Origin of the sequence: Nocardiopsis metallicus (genome assembly GCF_014201115.1) — a bacterium.
GTDB classification, from domain to species: Bacteria; Actinomycetota; Actinomycetes; order Streptosporangiales; family Streptosporangiaceae; genus Nocardiopsis; species Nocardiopsis metallicus.
In genome coordinates, this window is record NZ_JACHDO010000001.1 from 1,097,184 (window position 1) to 1,116,143 (window position 18,960).

At 69.0% G+C, this 18,960-nt stretch carries 15 protein-coding genes; 10 read left to right on the plus strand and 5 right to left on the minus strand.

Features of this window, described 5'->3' with window-relative positions; translation table 11 throughout:
• Positions 1-51: 51 nt before the first annotated feature.
• The gene (locus tag HNR07_RS04590; protein WP_184362337.1) at positions 52-891 is read right to left on the minus strand and encodes a PAC2 family protein; all 840 of its coding nucleotides are present in this window, start codon (positions 889-891) and stop codon (positions 52-54) included.
• 341 nt (positions 892-1,232) lie between these two features.
• On the opposite strand from HNR07_RS04590, the gene metH reads away from it, so the two are divergent.
• From metH to HNR07_RS04630, 8 genes are all read left to right on the plus strand, one after another.
• Positions 1,233-4,706: a methionine synthase gene (gene metH, locus HNR07_RS04595; RefSeq protein WP_184362340.1), complete on the plus strand. Its 3,474-nt coding sequence runs from the start codon at positions 1,233-1,235 to the stop codon at positions 4,704-4,706.
• Between the two features lie 131 nt (positions 4,707-4,837).
• On the plus strand, positions 4,838-5,551 hold the full coding sequence (locus HNR07_RS04600; RefSeq protein ID WP_184362343.1) for an HAD family hydrolase: 714 nt from the start codon (positions 4,838-4,840) through the stop codon (positions 5,549-5,551).
• A gap of 202 nt (positions 5,552-5,753) precedes the next feature.
• Complete coding sequence (locus tag HNR07_RS04605; protein ID WP_184362346.1) at positions 5,754-6,653, plus strand: transposase; 900 nt, start codon at positions 5,754-5,756, stop codon at positions 6,651-6,653.
• Between the two features lie 78 nt (positions 6,654-6,731).
• Positions 6,732-7,232: a cellulose synthase gene (locus HNR07_RS04610; RefSeq protein ID WP_221318713.1), complete on the plus strand. Its 501-nt coding sequence runs from the start codon at positions 6,732-6,734 to the stop codon at positions 7,230-7,232.
• A gap of 672 nt (positions 7,233-7,904) precedes the next feature.
• Positions 7,905-8,936, plus strand: a complete 1,032-nt coding sequence (locus HNR07_RS04615) for an ABC transporter permease (protein ID WP_184362349.1) — start codon at positions 7,905-7,907, stop codon at positions 8,934-8,936.
• A 96-nt stretch (positions 8,937-9,032) separates the two neighbouring features.
• A complete protein-coding gene (locus HNR07_RS04620) occupies positions 9,033-10,778 on the plus strand; it encodes an ABC transporter substrate-binding protein (protein ID WP_184362352.1) in 1,746 nt (581 codons plus the stop codon).
• 94 nt (positions 10,779-10,872) lie between these two features.
• Positions 10,873-11,886 carry an ABC transporter permease gene (locus tag HNR07_RS04625; RefSeq protein ID WP_184362355.1) on the plus strand — a complete coding sequence of 338 codons (1,014 nt, stop codon included), beginning with the start codon at positions 10,873-10,875 and terminating at the stop codon, positions 11,884-11,886.
• Positions 11,887-11,963: 77 nt separating this feature from the next.
• Entirely contained in the window at positions 11,964-13,748 is a 1,785-nt protein-coding gene (locus tag HNR07_RS04630) for an ABC transporter ATP-binding protein (RefSeq protein WP_184362357.1), read from the plus strand.
• A 97-nt stretch (positions 13,749-13,845) separates the two neighbouring features.
• Here HNR07_RS04630 and HNR07_RS04635 read toward each other — a convergent pair whose 3' ends face one another.
• Positions 13,846-14,577 (minus strand): class I SAM-dependent methyltransferase, encoded by a 732-nt coding sequence (locus tag HNR07_RS04635; RefSeq protein WP_184362359.1) that lies wholly within the window; start codon positions 14,575-14,577, stop codon positions 13,846-13,848.
• Positions 14,578-14,733: 156 nt separating this feature from the next.
• On the opposite strand from HNR07_RS04635, the gene HNR07_RS04640 reads away from it, so the two are divergent.
• On the plus strand, positions 14,734-15,390 hold the full coding sequence (locus HNR07_RS04640; protein WP_184362361.1) for a histidine phosphatase family protein: 657 nt from the start codon (positions 14,734-14,736) through the stop codon (positions 15,388-15,390).
• A 206-nt stretch (positions 15,391-15,596) separates the two neighbouring features.
• Here HNR07_RS04640 and HNR07_RS04645 read toward each other — a convergent pair whose 3' ends face one another.
• Positions 15,597-16,160, minus strand: a complete 564-nt coding sequence (locus HNR07_RS04645; RefSeq protein WP_184362363.1) for an NUDIX hydrolase — start codon at positions 16,158-16,160, stop codon at positions 15,597-15,599.
• A gap of 316 nt (positions 16,161-16,476) precedes the next feature.
• Between HNR07_RS04645 and HNR07_RS04650 the strand changes: the two genes are divergently transcribed.
• On the plus strand, positions 16,477-16,896 hold the full coding sequence (locus HNR07_RS04650; RefSeq protein WP_184362365.1) for a YchJ family protein: 420 nt from the start codon (positions 16,477-16,479) through the stop codon (positions 16,894-16,896).
• Here the strand turns inward: HNR07_RS04650 and HNR07_RS04655 are convergent, their stop codons facing one another.
• On the minus strand, positions 16,897-17,991 hold the full coding sequence (locus HNR07_RS04655) for an XRE family transcriptional regulator (RefSeq protein ID WP_184362368.1): 1,095 nt from the start codon (positions 17,989-17,991) through the stop codon (positions 16,897-16,899).
• A 42-nt stretch (positions 17,992-18,033) separates the two neighbouring features.
• Positions 18,034-18,708, minus strand: a complete 675-nt coding sequence (locus HNR07_RS04660; protein ID WP_184362370.1) for a hypothetical protein — start codon at positions 18,706-18,708, stop codon at positions 18,034-18,036.
• Positions 18,709-18,960 lie beyond the last annotated feature (252 nt).

Consider the following 18,960-nt stretch of genomic DNA (forward strand, 5'->3'; position numbering starts at 1 on the left):
CCGGAGATCGGTTAAGTGCCGACTCGGGCCGACCAGGCCGGGTGGCCCGCCCTAACCGTCGTCGCGGCGGCGCAGGTAGCGCTCGAACTCCTGGGCGATGGCGTCGCCGCTGGCCTCGGGCAGCTCCACCGTGTCCTTGGCCTCCTCCAGGCCGCGCACGTAGGCCGCTATGTCCTCGTCCTCGGCGGTGAGGTCGTTGACGCTCGCCTCCCAGGAAACCGAGTCCTCGGGCAGGTCGCCCAGCGGAACCTCGGTCTCCAGGAAGTCCTGGACCCAGCTCAGCAGGGCCAGGGTCGCCTTCGGGCACGGCGGTTGGGCCACGTAGTGGGGGATCGCCGCCCACAGCGACACCGTCTCCACACCCACCGAGCTGAACACGTCGTGCACGACCCCGACGATGCCGGTCGGCCCCGAGTACGTGGCCGCCTCCAGCCCGTACCGGGTGCCCAGCTCCAGCGGCGAGGACATCCCCGTCACCGGGATGGGGCGGGTGTGCGGGGCGTCGGCCAGCAGCGAGCCGAGGATCACGGCGCGCCGGACCCCCAGTTCACGGGCGATCGCGAGCAGGTCGGCGGAGTAGGAGCGCCAGCGCATGTTCGGCTCGGGGCCGGTCACCAGGACCACGTCGCGCCGCGAACCGGGCGGCCTGACCACCCGCACCCGGGTGGTGGGCCACTCCATCGAGTTCAGCTGGCCCTCGGCCACGGTCATCCGCGGCCGGGTGACCTGGAAGTCGTAGTAGTCGTCCGGAGCCAGGGCGCACAGCTCCTTGGCGCCCCACTTCTCGGACAGGTGTTCCACGGCGAGACTCGCCGCCTCACCGGCGTCGTTCCATCCTTCGAACGCCGCCACCATCACAGGCTCGACGAGCTCGCGGTCGAGCTGGATCATGGACGGCCCCTTCCTGGACGCGGACGATCACCACCCTATGGGGTGGCGCCACAGCCCGGAAACCGTAATTCGGACTCCGTCCGCAGAGGTTACTCCCGCCACTTTGGGACACCTGTCTCACGTGGCGAAACTCCCGATGGGGTAGCCTCGCGACCAGCGACTGACCGGGCGTGATCGCCCCAGGGCCTGTTCCGCGGAACTCGCCCGAGGACACTGCCGTCCCCGGCCGCCCGACCCCGCCCCGCGCCGTGGGCCGACCCAGCCACCGTTCCCATCCGTGCCGCTTGTCACCGGGGCGGACACTGGGCCGCCGCGGTGCCCCGAGACTAGAGTTGCTCAATATGAGAGATCGACGGACATTCCGTGAAGCACTGTCCCAGCGAGTTGTCGTTGCGGACGGGGCGATGGGCACCATGTTGCAGGCGCACGATCTCGACCTCGACCAGTTCGAAGGTCACGAGGGCCTCAACGACATCCTCAACCTGACCCGGCCCGACATCGTCCGGGACACCCACGCCGCCTTCTTCGAGGTCGGCTCCGACTGCGTGGAGACCAACACCTTCTCCGCCAACTACGGAGGCCTCTACGAGTACGGCATCGAGGACCGCACCTACGAGATCGCCGAGGCCGGGGCGCGTATCGCCCGCGAGACCGCCGACGCCTACAGCACCGCGGACCAGCCCCGGTACGTCCTGGGGTCGGTCGGACCCGGAACCCGGCTGCCCACCCTGGGCCACGCCCCCTACACCTTCCTGCGCGACTACTACGAGAAGTCGGCGCACGGGCTCATCGACGGCGGCTCCGACGCCATCCTGATCGAGACCTGCCAGGACCTGCTCCAGGTCAAGGCCGCCGTGGTCGGCGCCAAGCGCGCCCGCGCGGCCCTGGGCAGGGACGTGCCGATCATCGCCCAGGTCAGCATCGAGACCAACGGCACCATGCTCATGGGTTCGGAGATCGGCGCCGCCCTCACCTCCCTGGCCCCGCTGGGCATCGACGTGATCGGGCTCAACTGCTCCACCGGCCCCGCCGAGATGAGCGAACACCTGCGCTATCTGTCGCACCACTCGCCCATCCCCATCTCCTGCATGCCCAACGCGGGCCTGCCCGAGCTGGGCCCCAACGGCGCGGTCTACAACCTCTCCCCGGAGGAGCTGACCGACGCCCACGACACCTTCACCGCCGAGTTCGGCCTGAGCCTGGTCGGCGGCTGCTGCGGCACCACCCCCGAGCACCTGCGCCAGGTCGTGGAGCGGGTGCAGGGCCGCGGTATCAAGAACCGCAAGCCGCTGGTCGAGGCGGCCGCCTCCTCGCTCTACCAGAGCGTCCCCTTCCGCCAGGACGCCAGCTACCTGGCCGTGGGCGAGCGCACCAACGCCAACGGCTCCAAGAAGTTCCGCGAGGCCATGCTGGCCGAGGACTGGGACACATGCGTGGAGATGGCCCGCGACCAGATCCGCGACGGCGCCCACGTGCTCGACCTCAACATCGACTACGTCGGCCGTGACGGCGTGCGCGACATGCGCGAGCTCGCCTCGCGCTTCGCCACCGCCTCCACCCTGCCGGTCATGCTCGACTCCACCGAGCCCCCCGTCCTGGAGGCCGGCCTGGAGGCGCTGGGCGGTCGCGCGGTGATCAACTCGGTCAACTACGAGGACGGCGACGGCCCCGACTCCCGCTTCACCCGCATCATGCGGCTGGTGCAGGAGCACGGCGCCGCCGTGGTCGGCCTGTGCATCGACGAGGAGGGCCAGGCCCGCACCGCCGAATGGAAGGTGCGCGTGGCCAGCCGCCTGATCGACGAGATCACCGGCGACTGGGGTCTGAACACCGGCGACATCATCATCGACTGCCTCACCTTCCCCATCACCACCGGGCAGGAGGAGACCCGCAAGGACGGCATCGAGACGCTTAACGCCATCCGCGAGCTCAAGTCCCGCTACCCCGAGGTGCAGACCACCCTGGGCCTGTCCAACCTCTCCTTCGGCGTGAACCCGGCCGCCCGGATCGTGCTGAACTCGGTGTTCCTGCACGAGGCCGTCCAGGTCGGACTGGACTCGGCGATCGTGCACGCTTCCAAGATCGTGCCGATCAACCAGATCCCCGAGGAACAGCGCAAGATCGCGCTCGACCTCATCTACGACCGCCGCGAGGGCGACTACGACCCGCTCTCGGAGTTCATCGACATGTTCCAGGGAGTGGACGCCAAGGCGATGAAGGCGTCCCGCGCCGAGGAGCTGGCCGCCCTGCCGCTATGGGAGCGCCTGGAGCGGCGGATCATCGACGGCGAGCTCACCGGCATCGAGGCCGACCTGGACGAGGCGCTGGCCGAGCGCTCCGCCCTGGCCATCGTCAACGACACCCTGCTGTCGGGCATGAAGACCGTCGGCGAGCTGTTCGGCTCAGGCCAGATGCAGCTGCCGTTCGTCCTCAAGTCCGCCGAGGTCATGAAGAAGGCGGTCGCCTACCTCGAACCGCACATGGAGAAGACCGACGACGAGGGCAAGGGCCGGATCGTGCTCGCCACCGTCAAGGGCGACGTCCACGACATCGGCAAGAACCTCGTCGACATCATCCTGTCCAACAACGGCTACGAGGTCGTCAACCTCGGTATCAAGCAGCCGGTGTCGGCGATCCTGGAGGCGGCCGAGGAGAAGAAGGCCGACGTCATCGGCATGTCCGGGCTGCTGGTCAAGTCCACGGTGATCATGAAGGAGAACCTCGAGGAGATGAACTCCCGGGGTATCTCCGAGCGCTTCCCGGTGCTGCTCGGCGGCGCCGCGCTCACCCGCTCCTACGTGGAGCAGGACCTGGCCGAGATGTTCGGCGGCGAGGTCCGCTACGCCAAGGACGCCTTCGAGGGCCTGCGCCTGATGGACACCTTCATGGCGGTCAAGCGCGGCGAGGAGGGCGCCAAGCTCCCCGAACTGCGCCAGCGCCGGGTCAAGCGCGGGGCCACCCTCAAGGTGACCGAGCCCGAGGAGATGCCCGCCCGCAGCGACGTCTCCACCACCAACAGGGTGCCCGTGCCGCCGTTCTGGGGCGACCGGATCAGCAAGGGCATCCCGCTGGCCGACTACGCCGCCTTCCTCGACGAGCGCGCCACCTTCATGGGGCAGTGGGGCCTCAAGGCCTCCCGCGGCGGCAACGGACCCACCTACGAGGAGCTGGTGGAGACCGAGGGCCGTCCGCGCCTGCGGATGTGGCTGGACCGCATCCAGACCGACGGCCTGCTGGAGGCCGCGGTCGTGCACGGCCACTACCCCTGCTACAGCGAGGGCGACGACCTGGTCGTGCTGGACGAGGACGGGGCCACCGAGCGCACCCGCTTCACCTTCCCGCGCCAGCGCCGGGACCGGCACCTGTGCCTGTCCGACTTCTTCCGGCCCAAGGAGTCGGGGGAGCTGGACGTGGTCTCCTTCCAGGTGGTGACGGTGGGCGCGGCGATCAGCCGGGCCACCGCGAAGCTGTTCGAAAGAGACGCCTACCGCGACTACCTGGAGCTGCACGGGCTGTCGGTACAGCTCACCGAGGCCCTGGCCGAGTACTGGCACACCCGGGTCCGCGCCGAGCTGGGCTTCGCGGGGGAGGACCCCGCCGAGCTGGACGCCTTCTTCAAGCTCGGATACCGGGGCGCCCGCTTCTCCCTGGGCTACGGGGCCTGCCCCGACCTGGAGGACCGCGCCAAGATCATGAAGCTGCTGGAGCCGGAGCGTGTGGGAGTGGCGTTGTCCGAGGAGTTCCAGCTTGTTCCCGAACAGGCCACCGACGCGATCGTCATCCATCACCCTGAGGCGACATACTTCAACGTCTGACCTACCGGTCGAGAGGGCGGCCCCGCCGGTGAACGTCACCGGTGGGGCCGATCCCTGTCAGGGGTCAGCCAGCCATCGCCGGAGGCCGGCCACCACCCGGCTGCCGGCCAGCCGCCACGCCACGAGTCGAGATGAGTGAGTTGAGCACTGTGAGTTCCGAACTGCCCGAGACCTCCGTCGCAGCGGAGCGCCGCCTCCAGGCGGTGCTGTTGGACATGGACGGCACCCTCATCGAGAGCGAGCACCTGTGGGGTGAGGCCGAGGCCGAACTCACCGCGGAGCTGGGCGGGGTGTGGACCGCCGAGGACCACGAGGCCAACGTCGGCAACGCCGCCGAGCCGGTGGGCCGCTACATCATCGAGCGCACCGGGGCCCACCACATGTCCCCTCGCCAGGTGGCCGACATGCTCTACGCCCGCTTCCTGGCCAAGCTGGAGGGCGGGGCCGAGCTGCGGCCCGGCGCCAAGGAACTGGTGACGATGCTGGCCGAGGCCGGGATTCCGGCCGTGCTGGTGACCTCCACCGAGCGCGCCCTGGTGGAGACGGCGATCGACGGTATCGGGCTGGACAGCTTCGTCGACTCGATCGCCGGTGACGAGGTGGACGCCAACAAGCCGCACCCCGACCCCTACCTCCGGGCCGCCCGCCGCCTGGGTGCGGACCCGCGCCGCTGCGTGGCCGTGGAGGACTCGGTGGTGGGCGTGGCCTCGGCCGCCGACGCCGGGTGCCTGACCATCGCGGTACCCAACCACGTGGAGATCGCGCCCCGTGAGGGCGTGGTCTTCCGGGACAGCCTGGTCGGGGTGGACCTGGACTGGCTGGAGTCGCTGGTCGCCGACCGCTGAGCACCGGCCGCCGCCCGCCGATCACTCCGTCTCTCCGTCTACGCCTGGCTGTTGGCGGCGTGCACCCCGATGAGTAGCGTGGGTGGGAGGGGCGCAGTGCCCGGCCGGACTGCCGATCACTGCCGGGTGAACCGCCCTAGATCGTTGATGGGAGTTTTCTGGAACTCCTGCGCCCATGACGAAGGGCGTCAAGGATCGGTGTGTGACGACCAACCTTGACGCCCTTCTGACCGCACTCTACGTCCATCTGGACGACCACGTCCTGCCTTCGCGTGAACAACCCCGCAAACGCGGCCCCAAAAGGCTGCTCACCGACGCAGAACTCGTGTGCGTGGCCATCGCGCAAGTCCTGCTGCGCCATGACTCAGAGCGCCACTGGATGCGCGCCGCACCGGCCCGGATCGGCCACCTCTTCCCCCGCCTGCCCGGCCAGTCCGAGTACAACCGCCACCTGCGTGATCTGGCACCGGCCCTGTTCACCGCAGCGATGTGGTTGGCCAGGGCCGTGCCTACCTGGTGGGAGCGGCTGCGGTTGATGGACGGAACCCCGCTGCGCTGCGGTGCTTCGCGCACCACGGTCAACCGCTCGATGCTGGGCGAGATCGCCGGATATGGACGCGACGTCTCCCACCACGCTTTCTACTGGGGCGCCAAGCTCATGCTCATCACCACTACCGAGGGAGCGGTGTGCGCGTTCAGCCTGGCTCATCCCAAAGAGCTGGACGAGCGTGCTCAGGCCCTGCACCTGCTGCACGTTCAGGCCTGCGCTCCCGGGCCGGGCCCGATCGTGTGTGACAAGGGCTTCGCCGGAGCCAAGATCGAGGCTGATGCGGCTGAGCTGGGTTATCTACTCATCCGCCCGATCCGCGAGGATGAGCCCGAACCCGAGGTGGAGGTGTTCCCGTCCTGGCTGCGTCAACGCGTTGAGGCGGTGATCTGGACGTTGAAGAACCAGCTGGGGTTGGAGCGCCACGCGGCCCGCACCACGGAAGGGTTGTGGGCGCGCACCTGTCAGAGGATTTGCGCGCTCAACGCCGCGATCTGGCACAACTGGTTGATCGGTGCCCCGGTCAAGCGGTCCCTGATCGCCTACGACCACTGACCAGGACACCAAACCCCCATCAACGATCTAGGGGATCGGCCGGATGTGTGTTCGGGCGCGGGATGGGAGACTGGTCGCATGCCTGAGACTTTGAATGACAATGTTGGTGTGGGGCTGGGGGCGGCCCTGACGGCGGTCGGGATCGTCATCTCCTACTTCGTGTGGCGGAAGAAGGGTGCCGCCTACGGCCTGCGCGGTGTGGCCTGGTCGCTGCTGCCCCTGATCGCCGGGCTGCTCCTGCTGATGGACGTGGTGATGCAGTTCGTCCTGGGCGTGCTCGGGATCCTGCTGACGATGGCCTTCAAGCTCCAGTCGTGGGTCGGCCTGGCCCTCGCCGTGGTGATGGTGGTCCTGTACGTGGTCTCGGGCTTCATGAAGTCCAAGGGCATCGGGGTCAAGCCCGGTGCGCGGCCGCAGGACAAGGCCCAGGCCAGGGCCCAGGGCGAGGGAACGCCCGCCGCTGGCGGCGCCTCGGCCGCCGCGGGTCAGGTCAAGGCTCCCAAGCAGGCCAACGCGCCCGCCGCGGACGACGACTTCGGTGACATCGAGGCGCTGCTGCGCAAGCGCGGTATCGACTAGCCGACTCTGACGACGACGAGGACGGCCCCGCTTCGGCGGGGCCTTTCTTGTGCGCAACGGTGTCTTCTTCGCGCGAGAACTGTGCGCGGAAGCCGCTTGGACGTGCAGTTTCGTGCGTCGCTGGCCGCCCGTTGCGGGCGATTTCGTTCACACGCCCGTGTGGCCCCGTTCACCCGGGGGATTCATGTGAACACGTTCTGATTCATAGCACTTGCCATAGCGCAACTGAATTCGGGCGAAGCGCGCGGGGGGTGCCCTTAGGGTTGGCTCGGGTGTGATCCTCCCCCTCGTTCCAGCTCAGCCATGGTCGTCCGATGAATGCCTGCTTTGCGGCTTTAGTCCCCATATGGGTTGATTGTTAGGTTTCATTACGGTTTGGCCACATGGGCAGACTTTGGACGACATGCTGGCAACAGGCGAGTAAATTGGTCGTTGTGTAACATCCCGGGCGTAAAGGTCCGCGATGTGTCCAACCTCTCAACCGGGTGGGTGCGCCGCGTGCCAGTACCGACGAGACGGGCAACCCTCTCGCCCCGTCGGTCACGCCCACGCCAGCCAGAGTCGAGAACCGGCCGGCCCCACCGTGAGACCCAGCAGGGCTAACCCCTGAGCGGCTCACGCATGGGATCTGTCCCCTCGGCCAGAAGCGTATGAGTGGAGAGTGGTGGCCTGATGAGCGCGCCCTCGCATGCCCCTGAGACGACCGAACCGGTCGCCTCGGACCCCGGCGCGTCGGCCTCGGGTCGCAGCGACGCCGACAACCGTTCCCTGCGACAGATCGCCTGGCAACGACTGCGGCGCGACAAGGTCGCCATGGTCTCCGGCGTGGTCGTGGTCCTGCTCATCCTGGCGGCGATCTTCGCGCCCCTGCTGACCAAGTGGTTCGGGCACCCGCCCACCCAGTTCCACCAGGACCTGATCGACCCGAGCCGCCGCGTGCCCTACGTCGACCCGCAGAACCCGGAACTCGGCGTGGACCGCTGGGGCGGGATCAGCTCCGACCACCTGCTGGGCGTGGAGCCCACCACCGGCCGCGACCTGTTCAGCCGCATCCTCTACGGCGCCCAGATCTCCCTCCTGGTCGCCTTCCTGGCCACCCTGGTCTGCGTCGCCCTCGGCACCGTCCTCGGCATCATCGCCGGTTACATGGGCGGCTGGGTCGACACCGTCATCAGCCGCGCCATGGACATCTTCCTGGCCTTCCCGCTGGTGCTGTTCGCGATCGCCCTGGTCGGCGTCATCCCCGAGGGCGTCCTCGGGCTCACCGGCAACGGCCTCAGAATCGGCGTCATCGTCTTCATCATCGGGTTCTTCAACTGGCCCTACATCGCCCGTATCGTCCGCGGACAGACCCTCGCCCTGCGCGAGCGGGAGTTCGTGGAGGCGGCCAAGAGCCTCGGCGCCAGCAACCGGCACATCCTCTTCAAGGAGATCCTGCCGAACCTGATCACGCCGATCATCGTCTACTCCACGCTCCTGATCCCCACGAACATCCTGTTCGAGGCGGCCCTGAGCTTCCTGGGCGTCGGTATCAACCCGCCCACCCCGAGCTGGGGCAAGATGCTCTCCGAAGCGGTGCCCTTCTACCAGACGGCGCCCTACTTCATCATCTTCCCCGGCCTGGCCATCTTCATCACCGTCCTGGCGTTCAACCTGTTCGGTGACGGCCTTCGCGACGCCTTCGATCCCCGGACCTCGGACTGACCCGCACCCGTGCGCGGACCCGCCTCGTACCGCGCACGGGCACGCGACAACCCCATGGTCCAGCCATCCCCACATCAGGTTCAGAGAGGTATTTCCTTGAGGAAACGCACCCTCGGCTTCGTCGCGCTCGGCGCGTCGGCGTCCCTCCTTCTGTCCGCTTGCGGCGGCGCCGCCACCGGCGGCGGCTCCGACTCGGCCGGCACCTTCGACCTCGGCTCCACCGAGGTCGTCAACGCCTCGGACAAGTCCGGCGGCACGCTGAAGTACGCCATCGCCGGCGACTTCGACTCCACCGACCCCGGTAACACGTACTACGCGTTCAACTGGAACTTCTCCCGTTACTACGCCCGTACGCTCCTGGCCTTCAACCCGGAACCGGGTGAACGGGCCACCGAACTGATCCCCGACATGGCGGCGGAGCTCCCGGAGCCCAACGACGACTTCACCAAGTGGACCGTCAAGATCCAGGAAGGCCTCAAGTACGAGGACGGCACTGAGATCACGTCCGAGGACATCAAGTACGGGATCGCCCGCGCCAACTTCAACGGCGGCACCTTCAACCTGGGCCCGCAGTACTTCAGCACCCACCTGGACCAGGACGACCACAACGTCTTCGAGGGCGAAGACCCGCTCGCGGGCTTCGACTCCATCGAGACCCCGGACGACTACACCCTGGTCTTCCACCTCAAGGACTCCTTCTCCGAGTTCCCGAACGTGCTGACCCAGCCGCAGACCGCCCCGGTGCCGATCGACGCCGACCGCGGCGAGCTGTACCAGGAGAAGGTCGTCTCCTCCGGCCCGTACAAGTTCGACGGCGAGTACGAGCCCGGTGTGAAGCTGCACCTGGAGCGCAACGAGCACTGGGACCCCGACACCGACCCCGTGCGCCGGGCCCTGCCCGACCGCATCGAGGTCGAGATCGGCGTCAACCAGGACGAGATCGACGAGCGCCTGCTCAGCGGTGAGATCGACGTCGACCTCTCCGGTACCGGTGTGGGTCCGGCGATGAACGCCCGCCTCCTCGACGACGAGTCCGTCCAGGGCAACCTGGACAACCCGTTCTCCGGCGCCCTGCGCTACGTGAACATCCACACCCCGATCATCGAGGACGTCGCCTGCCGTCAGGCGATCATGTACGCGGCCGACCGCGACAGCATGTGGCGCGCCTGGGGCGGCAGCGAAGGCGGCGAAATCGCCACCAACCTGCTCCCCCCGGCCATCCCCGGCTCGAACCCCGACTCGGACCTGTACCCGTCCGAGGACAACAAGGGTGACCTCGCCAAGGCCGAGGAGAAGCTCGAGGAGTGCGGCGAGGCCGACGGTTTCAAGACCAACATCGCGGTCCGCGCCGAGCGCGAGAAGGACGTCCAGACCGCCGAGGCGCTCCAGCAGTCCCTGGCCCGCGTCGGCATCGAGGTCGATGTCAAGTCCTACCCGGCCGCTGACTTCTTCGGCCAGTACGCCGGTTCCCAGGACTTCGTCCGCGAGAACAACATCGGTCTGAGCGTCTCCGGCTGGGGCCCGGACTGGCCCACCGGCTACGGCTTCGCCTCCAAGATCACGCACGGCGACGCGATCATGGAGACCGGTAACTTCAACACCGCCGAGATCGACGACCCCGAGATCAACGGTCTCTGGGACCAGGCCCTCAAGACCGAGGACCCCGAGGAGCGCGCCGACCTCTACGAGCAGATCGACACCCTCGTCATGGAGAACGCCGCGATCCTGCCGGTGGTCTTCGACAAGGCCCTGATCTACCGCTCCGACGAGCTCACCAACGTCTACTACCAGCCCTCGTACATGATGTACGACTTCATGGCCCTGGGCGTGGACCGGGACTAGGTCCCGAACTACCAGCCTGAACTAGTACGAGAAGGCAGGTGAAAGCGGCGGGGCGCCCGAGGCGATCCCTCGGGTGCCCCCGCCGCCGACCGCGATGCTGAACTATATTCTTCGCCGCCTTGGTGCGGGTCTCTTGCTTCTCGCCGTCGTCACGGCGGTGACCTTCTGGATCTTCTACGTCCTGCCCCGGTGGGCGGGCGTCACCCCGCACGGTATGGCGGCGATGTACGTGGGTAAGGCGCCCACCCCGGAGGCGCTCGACGCCACCGTGGAACGCCTTGGCCTCGACCAGCCGATCGCGGTCCAGTTCTTCGACTTCCTGCGCACGCTCCTCTTCGGCCAGGAGTTCACCTTCGGTCGCGAGACCGTCGAGTGCGCCGCCCCGTGCCTGGGGTACTCCTTCAACACCAACTCCGAGGTGCTCCCGCAGCTCCTGGACCGCCTCCCGGTCACCCTCTCCCTCGGCCTGGGCGCAGCGGTCATCTGGGTCATCGGCGGTGTGGCCGTCGGTGTGCTCTCCGCGGTCAAGAAGGGCAGCCTCTTCGACCGTCTGGCCATGGGCACCGCCCTCGTCGGCGTGTCCCTGCCCATCTACTTCACCGGTCTGCTGGCACTGGCCTTCCTGGTCCACGAATGGGGCCTGTTCCCGGTCTCGCGCTACGTGCCCTTCACCGAGAATCCGGTGGGCTGGTTCCAGGTCATGTTCCTGCCCTGGGTGACACTGGCCTTCCTGCACGCCGCGCAGTACGCGCGGCAGACCCGCGCGGGCATGCTGGAGACCCTCAACGAGGACTACATCCGTACCGCGCGCGCCAAGGGCCTGAGCGAGCGCAAGGTGATCTTCAAGCACGCGCTTCGCCCCACCCTGACCCCGATCGTCACCATCCTGGGTCTGGACATCGGCATGGTCCTGGGCGGCGCGATCCTCACCGAGACGGTGTTCTCCCTTAACGGTGTGGGCGCCTACGCGATCAACTCGATCGTCGCCAAGGACCTGCCCGTCGTCCTGGGCGTCACGCTCCTGGGCGCGGTGTTCATCGTCGTCTGCAACCTGGTCGTCGACCTCCTCTACCCGCTCGTCGACCCGAGGGTGCGCATCGCCGCCTAGGCGACACGCAAGCGGACCGAACACGCCCCAGCGCCTGCGCGCTGACTCCAGACCAGCTCTACCGAAGGAAAAGTGACATGGCCTCGACCGGACCGGCACCGGCTGCCTCTGACGCAGTCGTGCGCGTGGATGACCTGCGGGTGACCTTCCCGACGATGGACGGCGACGTCCAGGCGGTGAAGGGTCTCTCCTTCGAGGTGCCCGCGGGCGGTGCCCTGGGCATCGTGGGGGAGTCGGGTTCGGGTAAGAGCGTGACCTCGCTGGCCCTGATGGGTCTGCACCGGGGCAGCCGCGCCCGGATCACCGGCTCCATCGAGGTGGCCGGGCAGGACGTGGTGACCGCCAGTGACAAGAAGCTGCGCTCCATGCGCGGCAACGACATCGCGATGGTCTTCCAGGACCCGATGCAGTCGCTGCACCCGCAGTACACGATCGGCAACCAGCTGGTCGAGGCCTACCAGGTGCACCACCCCAAGGCGAGTAAGGCGGTCGCCCGCAAGCGCGCCGTGGACGCCCTGGACCGGGTCGGCATCCCCGAGCCCGCCAAGCGGATCAACTCCTACCCGCACGAGTTCTCCGGCGGTATGCGCCAGCGCGTGGTCATCGCCATGGGCCTGATGTGCGACCCCAAGGTGCTGCTCGCCGACGAGCCCACCACCGCCCTGGACGTCACCGTGCAGGCGCGCATCCTGGATCTGCTGGACGAGCTGCGCCGCGACCTGGGCATGGCGCTGATCCTGGTCTCGCACGACCTGGCCGTGGTGGCCGGATCGGTGGACGAGGTCGTGGTCATGCGCAAGGGCCAGGCCGTGGAGCGCGGCGACGTGCGCAGGGTGCTGTCCGCGCCCGAGCACCCCTACACCCAGGCTCTGCTGGCCGCGGTGCCGCGGGTGGAGGTCTCCCGGGCCGAGCGCCGCGCCCAGGACCGCGCCGACCGCGTCGCCAAGGACAAGCGCGAGGGCGCCGTCACCAAGCCCGGCGACTTCGAGGCCTTCACCCCCGCGGACACCGGCGGTGAGCCGCTGCTGCGCGTGCGGGACGTGGCCCAGCGGTTCAAGGTCCGTGGCGGCATGTGGGGCAAGTCGACCGACTTCTGGGCGGTCAAGGGCGTCAGCTTCGACCTCCACAAGGGCGAGACCCTCGGTGTTGTGGGCGAGTCCGGTTCGGGCAAGAGCACCCTGTCCCGCATGGTCATGCGGCTGCTGGAGCCCACCGAGGGCACGGTGGAGTTCGAGGGCCGGGACATCACGCACATGTCGGAGCGGGCGCTGCGTCCGCTCCGCCGCGACGTGCAGATGGTCTTCCAGAACCCCTACTCCTCGCTGAACCCGCGTCTGATCATCGGCGAGAGCATCGGCACCGCGCTCAAGGTGCAGGGTGAGCGCGACGGCCGTAAGATCCGGGGCGAGGTCCAGGAGCTCCTGGAGCGCGTGGGTCTGGAGCCCAACCACTACAACCGGTTCCCGCACGCCTTCTCCGGCGGCCAGCGCCAGCGCATCGCCATCGCCCGCGCGCTGATCCTCAAGCCCAAGCTCATCATCTGTGACGAGCCGGTCTCCGCGCTGGACGTGTCCACCCAGGACCAGGTGCTGCGCCTGCTCTCGGAGCTGCAGGACGACTTCGGCCTCACCTACGTCTTCGTCGCCCACGACCTCGCGGTCGTGCGCCAGGTCAGCGACCGCGTGATCGTCATGCGCAAGGGCGAGATCGTGGAGATGGGTGACAGCGACTCGGTCTACGAGAACCCGCGGAGCGACTACACCAAGCAGCTGCTCACCGCGGCCCCGGTCCTGGACCCGGACGAGGCCCGTGAGCTGCGCGCCGAGCGCGTCGCCAAGCGTGCCGCCGAGGCGGCCGCCTGACAGCCGCTGGTAGTGGCCCCGAAGGAGTAAGTCCGAGGCTCCGCTCGCTGAACCCGATCCAGTGGGCGGAGCCTCGGACTTTTCGGCTTCGTGGAATCTACTCGGGCTTGCGGAGTTCGGTGACGCAGTCGCGGTACTTGTCCACCGTGTACTGGCCCCGCGGGCCCCACGAGGTGCGCTGGCCGGTCACCTCCAGGCCCGCCTCCTCGGACCAGCGGGCGAAGGCTTCGGGGGAGACGTCCGAGCGGTTGCCGTCGTCGCGCCAGCGGCGCTGGCTGATCCAGCGCTGAGCGATCTTGCCGGGGCGGCCCGCGCGGCGGTTCAGCGGGGCCAGGCGCAGTGACCAGTCGGGCTTGCCCGCGTGGTGGATGACCGCCCTCGCGCCGGGGGCCATGACACGGGCGGCCTCGACCAGGTAGCCGGCGACCACGTCCGTGTCCAGGTGGACGAAGACGTCGAAGGACCAGACGAACTCGACCGAGGCATCCGGCACAGGGTCCATCGAACAGCCGGAGGTGTGGTGGACGTTGAGCTCGGGACGGTCGGCGAACCTCTCGCGGCAGCGCTCCAGGCAGCTCTCGTTGACGTCCACGATCCAGACCTTGGGGGAGTGCGCCAGCAGGTGCTCGGTCCAGCGGCCGTGCCCGGGGCCGATCTCCAAGGACGGCCCCCGGGTGGCACCCGGCACGAGCAGCGTGTCCACGAGGCTTCCCTTCCACTCCTCGTAGGGCTGGCCGCAGTACGCGGCCATGTAGGCCCACTCGTCGCCGCTGAGTTCCCAGGAGTGCGTTTTGCCCCAGGTTTTGCGATTCCATTCAACGGTGGGCATTTGTCTCTTTCCTCCCGGAACGGTTACCCGTAGTTTTGCGCAAGACGTGTTCTCGGTTCGCCTCGGATCCTATATCCGCGCTGTTGGGGTGCCCTATCCATCCGGATTCTCTCGGTTTCTGGTATGCGTGTGCCGAACTTCGGGAATGACGATCGAATGGGTGAACTGGTTCTGATCAGACACGGACAGACCGAGTGGAGCAGGCAGCGCCGACACACCGGCCGCACCGACCTGCCACTGACCGAGGAGGGGCGGCGGCAGGCCCGGGCGGTGCGCCCGCTCCTGGCCGGACGGCGGTTCGAGCTCGTGCTCACCAGCCCGTTGCGCCGGGCGGCCGCAACCGCTGAACTCGCCGGGCTGGTCGGGGCCGTGCCCCGACCCGACCTGGTGGAGTGGGACTACGGCGCCTACGAGGGGATCACCACCGCCGAGATCCACCGGGAGCGCCCGGGTTGGAACCTGTGGACCGACGGCGTCCCCGCCGGGCCACCGGAGCACCCGGGGGAGAGCCCCGAACAGGTGGGGGTGCGGGCCGAGCGGGCCCTGGCCGAACTGGCGCCCGCACTCGAACGCGGCGACGTGGCACTGGTGGCGCACAGCCACTTCCTGCGTGTACTCACCGCCCGGTGGCTGGGACTGCCCGCCTCGGGCGGGGCGCTGTTCCGCCTCGACACCGGTTCGGTCAGCACCCTGGGAACCGAACACGACCGCCCGGTGATGACCTCCTGGAACCGTTCCGAACCGAGACCGGAAGGAAAGGGGCATCCGTTGTCCCGGGACGACGGAAGGGGCTTGGAGGCAAAAAGCCGGTGATTTCGTGTTTCGTTCCCGCGGGGGGACTGGGTACAGATCCTATGGATGGACACCGAAGCACGACACGGAAACTCCCTCCCGATCCCGCGTCCACGCCCCGCTCCCGATGACGGGCCACCGCCCCGATGGCTCCCGCCGCCCCGACCACGACACCCCAGCCGTTTCGCGCACAACCGCGCCTGACCAGGCGGCCGCGCCGGATCCCCTCATCCCGTGCGGCCGCCCCCGAGACCGGGGCCGGGCCCCTGCCATCCCCTGATGCGTTCCCGCAGGTGATCAGCTTCCGTCAGCAGGCGCTGCCGGTCCTCGGGGAAAGCGCCCTCCCAGGTACCGGACAGCGGGAACCACGCCGCGGGCCGCCCGGCCTCCCCGCCCAGAGGGAGACCGCCGTGCAGGACGGCCGTGTAGGCCAACCCGAGGGTGGGCGACCAGCCCGCACGGTAGGACCGCACCCACGCCGCCGCGGGCACTGCCGAGGCCTGCGCACTCAGACCGGTCTCCTCCCGCAGCTCCCGCACGGCCGCCGCGCGCGGGCCCTCGCCGGGATCCACACAGCCGCCCGGGCACACCCAGCCGCGCCAGCGGTGCCGGACCAGCAGCACGTGTTCGAAGCCGGGGTCAAAGGCCCACACCTCCGCGGACACCGGGGCCATGGGTTCCTCCAACGCCCGCACCAGCCACGCGTGCGCCTCATCGAACTCACTCCGCGCCTGGCAGGTGGCGGCCAGCACCGCCTCCAGGGAGGCCTGCTCCAGGAAGCCACCCCTCATGCGCGCGACGCTACCGGGACCGGACGACAGGCCAGCCCCGAAAGGTTGTGGGTTGTCGGCGCCCGGGATACGTGTCCCTCTCGAAGTGAAGCCTGGAAAGGGATCCCCCATGGGATACCACGGCACGCCCAACCAGCCTCCCCGACCCCCTGAGTCCACGGGGAACGCGTTCGGCGCGGGTCTTTCCGGATGTCTCGGAGCCGGGTGCGCGATCGTGGCCGTAGTGCTGGTCATCTTCGTCTTCATGGCGGCGTGCGTGGGCGCCCTCGGCTGAGTACGGACGGACACCGGGGCGGTCGACTGCGACAATGACGGGATGTCCAAACACAACCCGCGCCTCCAGCCGTCCCGGTCCGCCGATCAGCCCTGCCCCTGTGGCAGGCCGAAGAGGTACGGGGAGTGCTGCGGCCGCCTGCACGAGGGCTCGGCGAAGGCGGCCACCGCCGAGGACCTGATGCGTTCGCGCTACAGCGCCTTCGTGGTCGCGGACGAGGCCTACCTGCTGCGCTCCTGGCACCCGGACACCCGCCCGGCCGGAGTGGACCCGGACCCGCGCACCGAGTGGCTCGGTCTGGAGATCCTCGGCACCGGAGAGGGCACCCCCTTCCACAACGAGGGCACGGTGGAATTCCGCGCTCGATTCAGGGAGGGCGGCCGCACCGGCGAACTCCACGAGCACAGCCGCTTCCTCCGCCATGAGGGCGCCTGGGTCTACTTGGACGCCCTCGACAGCTGATCACTCCGCTGGGCTGGGCAGTACGCGCAGGGCGGGGCGTCCGGTGGCCCGGCTTCGTCCGCCGCCGGAGCGGGAGGTCAGGGCCAGGCCGAACACCAGGGTGTTGAGTTCGGTCAGCGGGATGTGCAGGGCCGAGGCCACGCGTGCGGGCGGCAGGCCCTGGGCCCGCAGCGCGGAGAGCACCTTGGGCAGGACCTGGGAGGTCTCCCGGGGGATGCCGCCCGGTTCGGCGGAACGGTAGCCGAGTTCGGCCAGGTTTCGGCAGACGGCGCGGTACTGGTCGTCGGTGAGCAGGTCCAGGTCGTGCAGACGGTGGGCGAGCGCCATCGCCGAGACCCGCCAGATCGGCCGGGCGGACAGGATCTGGTCCACCTGCGCACCGGAGGGCATGCGGGCCAGGACGTCGGCCCGGGGCATCAGGAGGGCGCTGGCGAAGCGGTTGGCCTCGCGTTCGGCCTCCGGGGTGTTCAGGGCGCGGTCGCGCCCGTGCATCACCAGGTGACCGAGCTCGTGCGCCGCGTCGAAGCGCCCGCGCTCGCCGCTCTTGGCGGTGTTGAGGAAGACGTAGGGCACCCCGTCCCGCCACAGGCTGAAGGCGTCCACCTCCTGGTGCTCGCTGTCCAGGGAGAACACCCGCACCCCGCGCGACTCCAGCAGGTGCACTGTGTTCGGGGCTGGGGCCTGGCCCAGGCCCCAGCGGCCGCGCACCAGCTCGGCCGCGGTCTCCGGCTCCGGGTAGCCGTGGGTGGGCACGTCCGGTTCGGGGAGGGTCAGCCGTTCGGCCAGCCAGGTGTTCAGCTCCACCGCGAGCGCCGCCTGGGAGCGCACCGCCCGCTGCTTGCGCAGTGAGGTGCTGCTCAGGGCGCGGAAGGCCACCGCCTGGGCCGGGATCTCCTCGACCTCGTCCCCGGTGAGGAAGGAGACCGGGAAGGACAGGGCCGCGGCGAGCGCGCGCAGGGCGTCCTCGTCCGGGGCGGCGCGGGCGTTCTCGTACTGGGACAGCCGTTGCGCGCCGATGCCGCTCATCCCGGCCAGACCCGTGAGGGTGAGGCCCCTGCGCTCCCGTGCGAGCCGCAGGCGTGACGGCGTGACCATGGTGTGTACTGCCCTGTCGTGCTCCTCGGCCCGGCGCGGTGGTCAACGCGGGCCGATCTGGATGTCGAGTTCGTGCTGTCCCTCATCGACCGGGTGGGTCACCGCGCCGATCTCCAGGACGGGGAGCGGGACGCGCTCCTGCCACCTGGTGAGGTAACCCGCCTCGTCGGGCGGGTGCGGTCGGGAGAGTTCGCTGTGCCAGCGTACGCGCCCGGTGTCGGGTTCGTGTTCCCGGTGGACCAGGAACACCCAGACCTGCAGGTTCTCGTACTCGGTGAGTTCGATCTCCTCCCGGGGCGGCAGGGGCAGGACGTGGTCGGGGAAGAGCGTGAGCTGTTCGGTGCCCCCGTCGCCGCCCAGTAACCGCTGGCCGTTGGGGCCGCGCGGGTGCAGGTTGCGCGGGGGCCGCTCGGGGGTGACCATCCCGGTGTGGCGGTCCCCGATCAGGGTCTGAAAGGCGATGGTGCGCTCGGGATCGACGGTGAGTTCGATCTTGAGCACGCGTGCCCTGTCCCAGCCGTGGTGGAGCTTCTGCTCCTCGCGCAGGGCGGCCAGCCGTTCCCGGTAGGCGTACTGGGAACGGGCGCCGTCGCCGTGGTTGTCGGTGGCGGCGCGCCAGCCCGCCTCTCCCCGGAGCAGGACTCTTCGCAGGAGCGGCCAGGAGGTTCCCAGACGGGTGAGTCGGCGATCACGTGTGGTCGGTTCGTGGGACAGCAACCTCGTCCTCCAGGGGTGTCGACGCGGGAGGCGGTTCGGGGCCTTTCGGGGCCTTGGTGGTCCTGGCGCACATCATGCGCGGAGGTGGTGACAATCCGTGCCCCCTCGCGTCGGCAGAGGGGGCGTGAGAAGGGACGGAGAACCAAACACTGGCACGGATCACGGAATCGTGCTGAGGGCCTGTGGACAACTCCCGTCGCACCTCAGGGCGGTACCGTCCGCGCACTCGGCCGGGGTCGGTGACCAACCGGA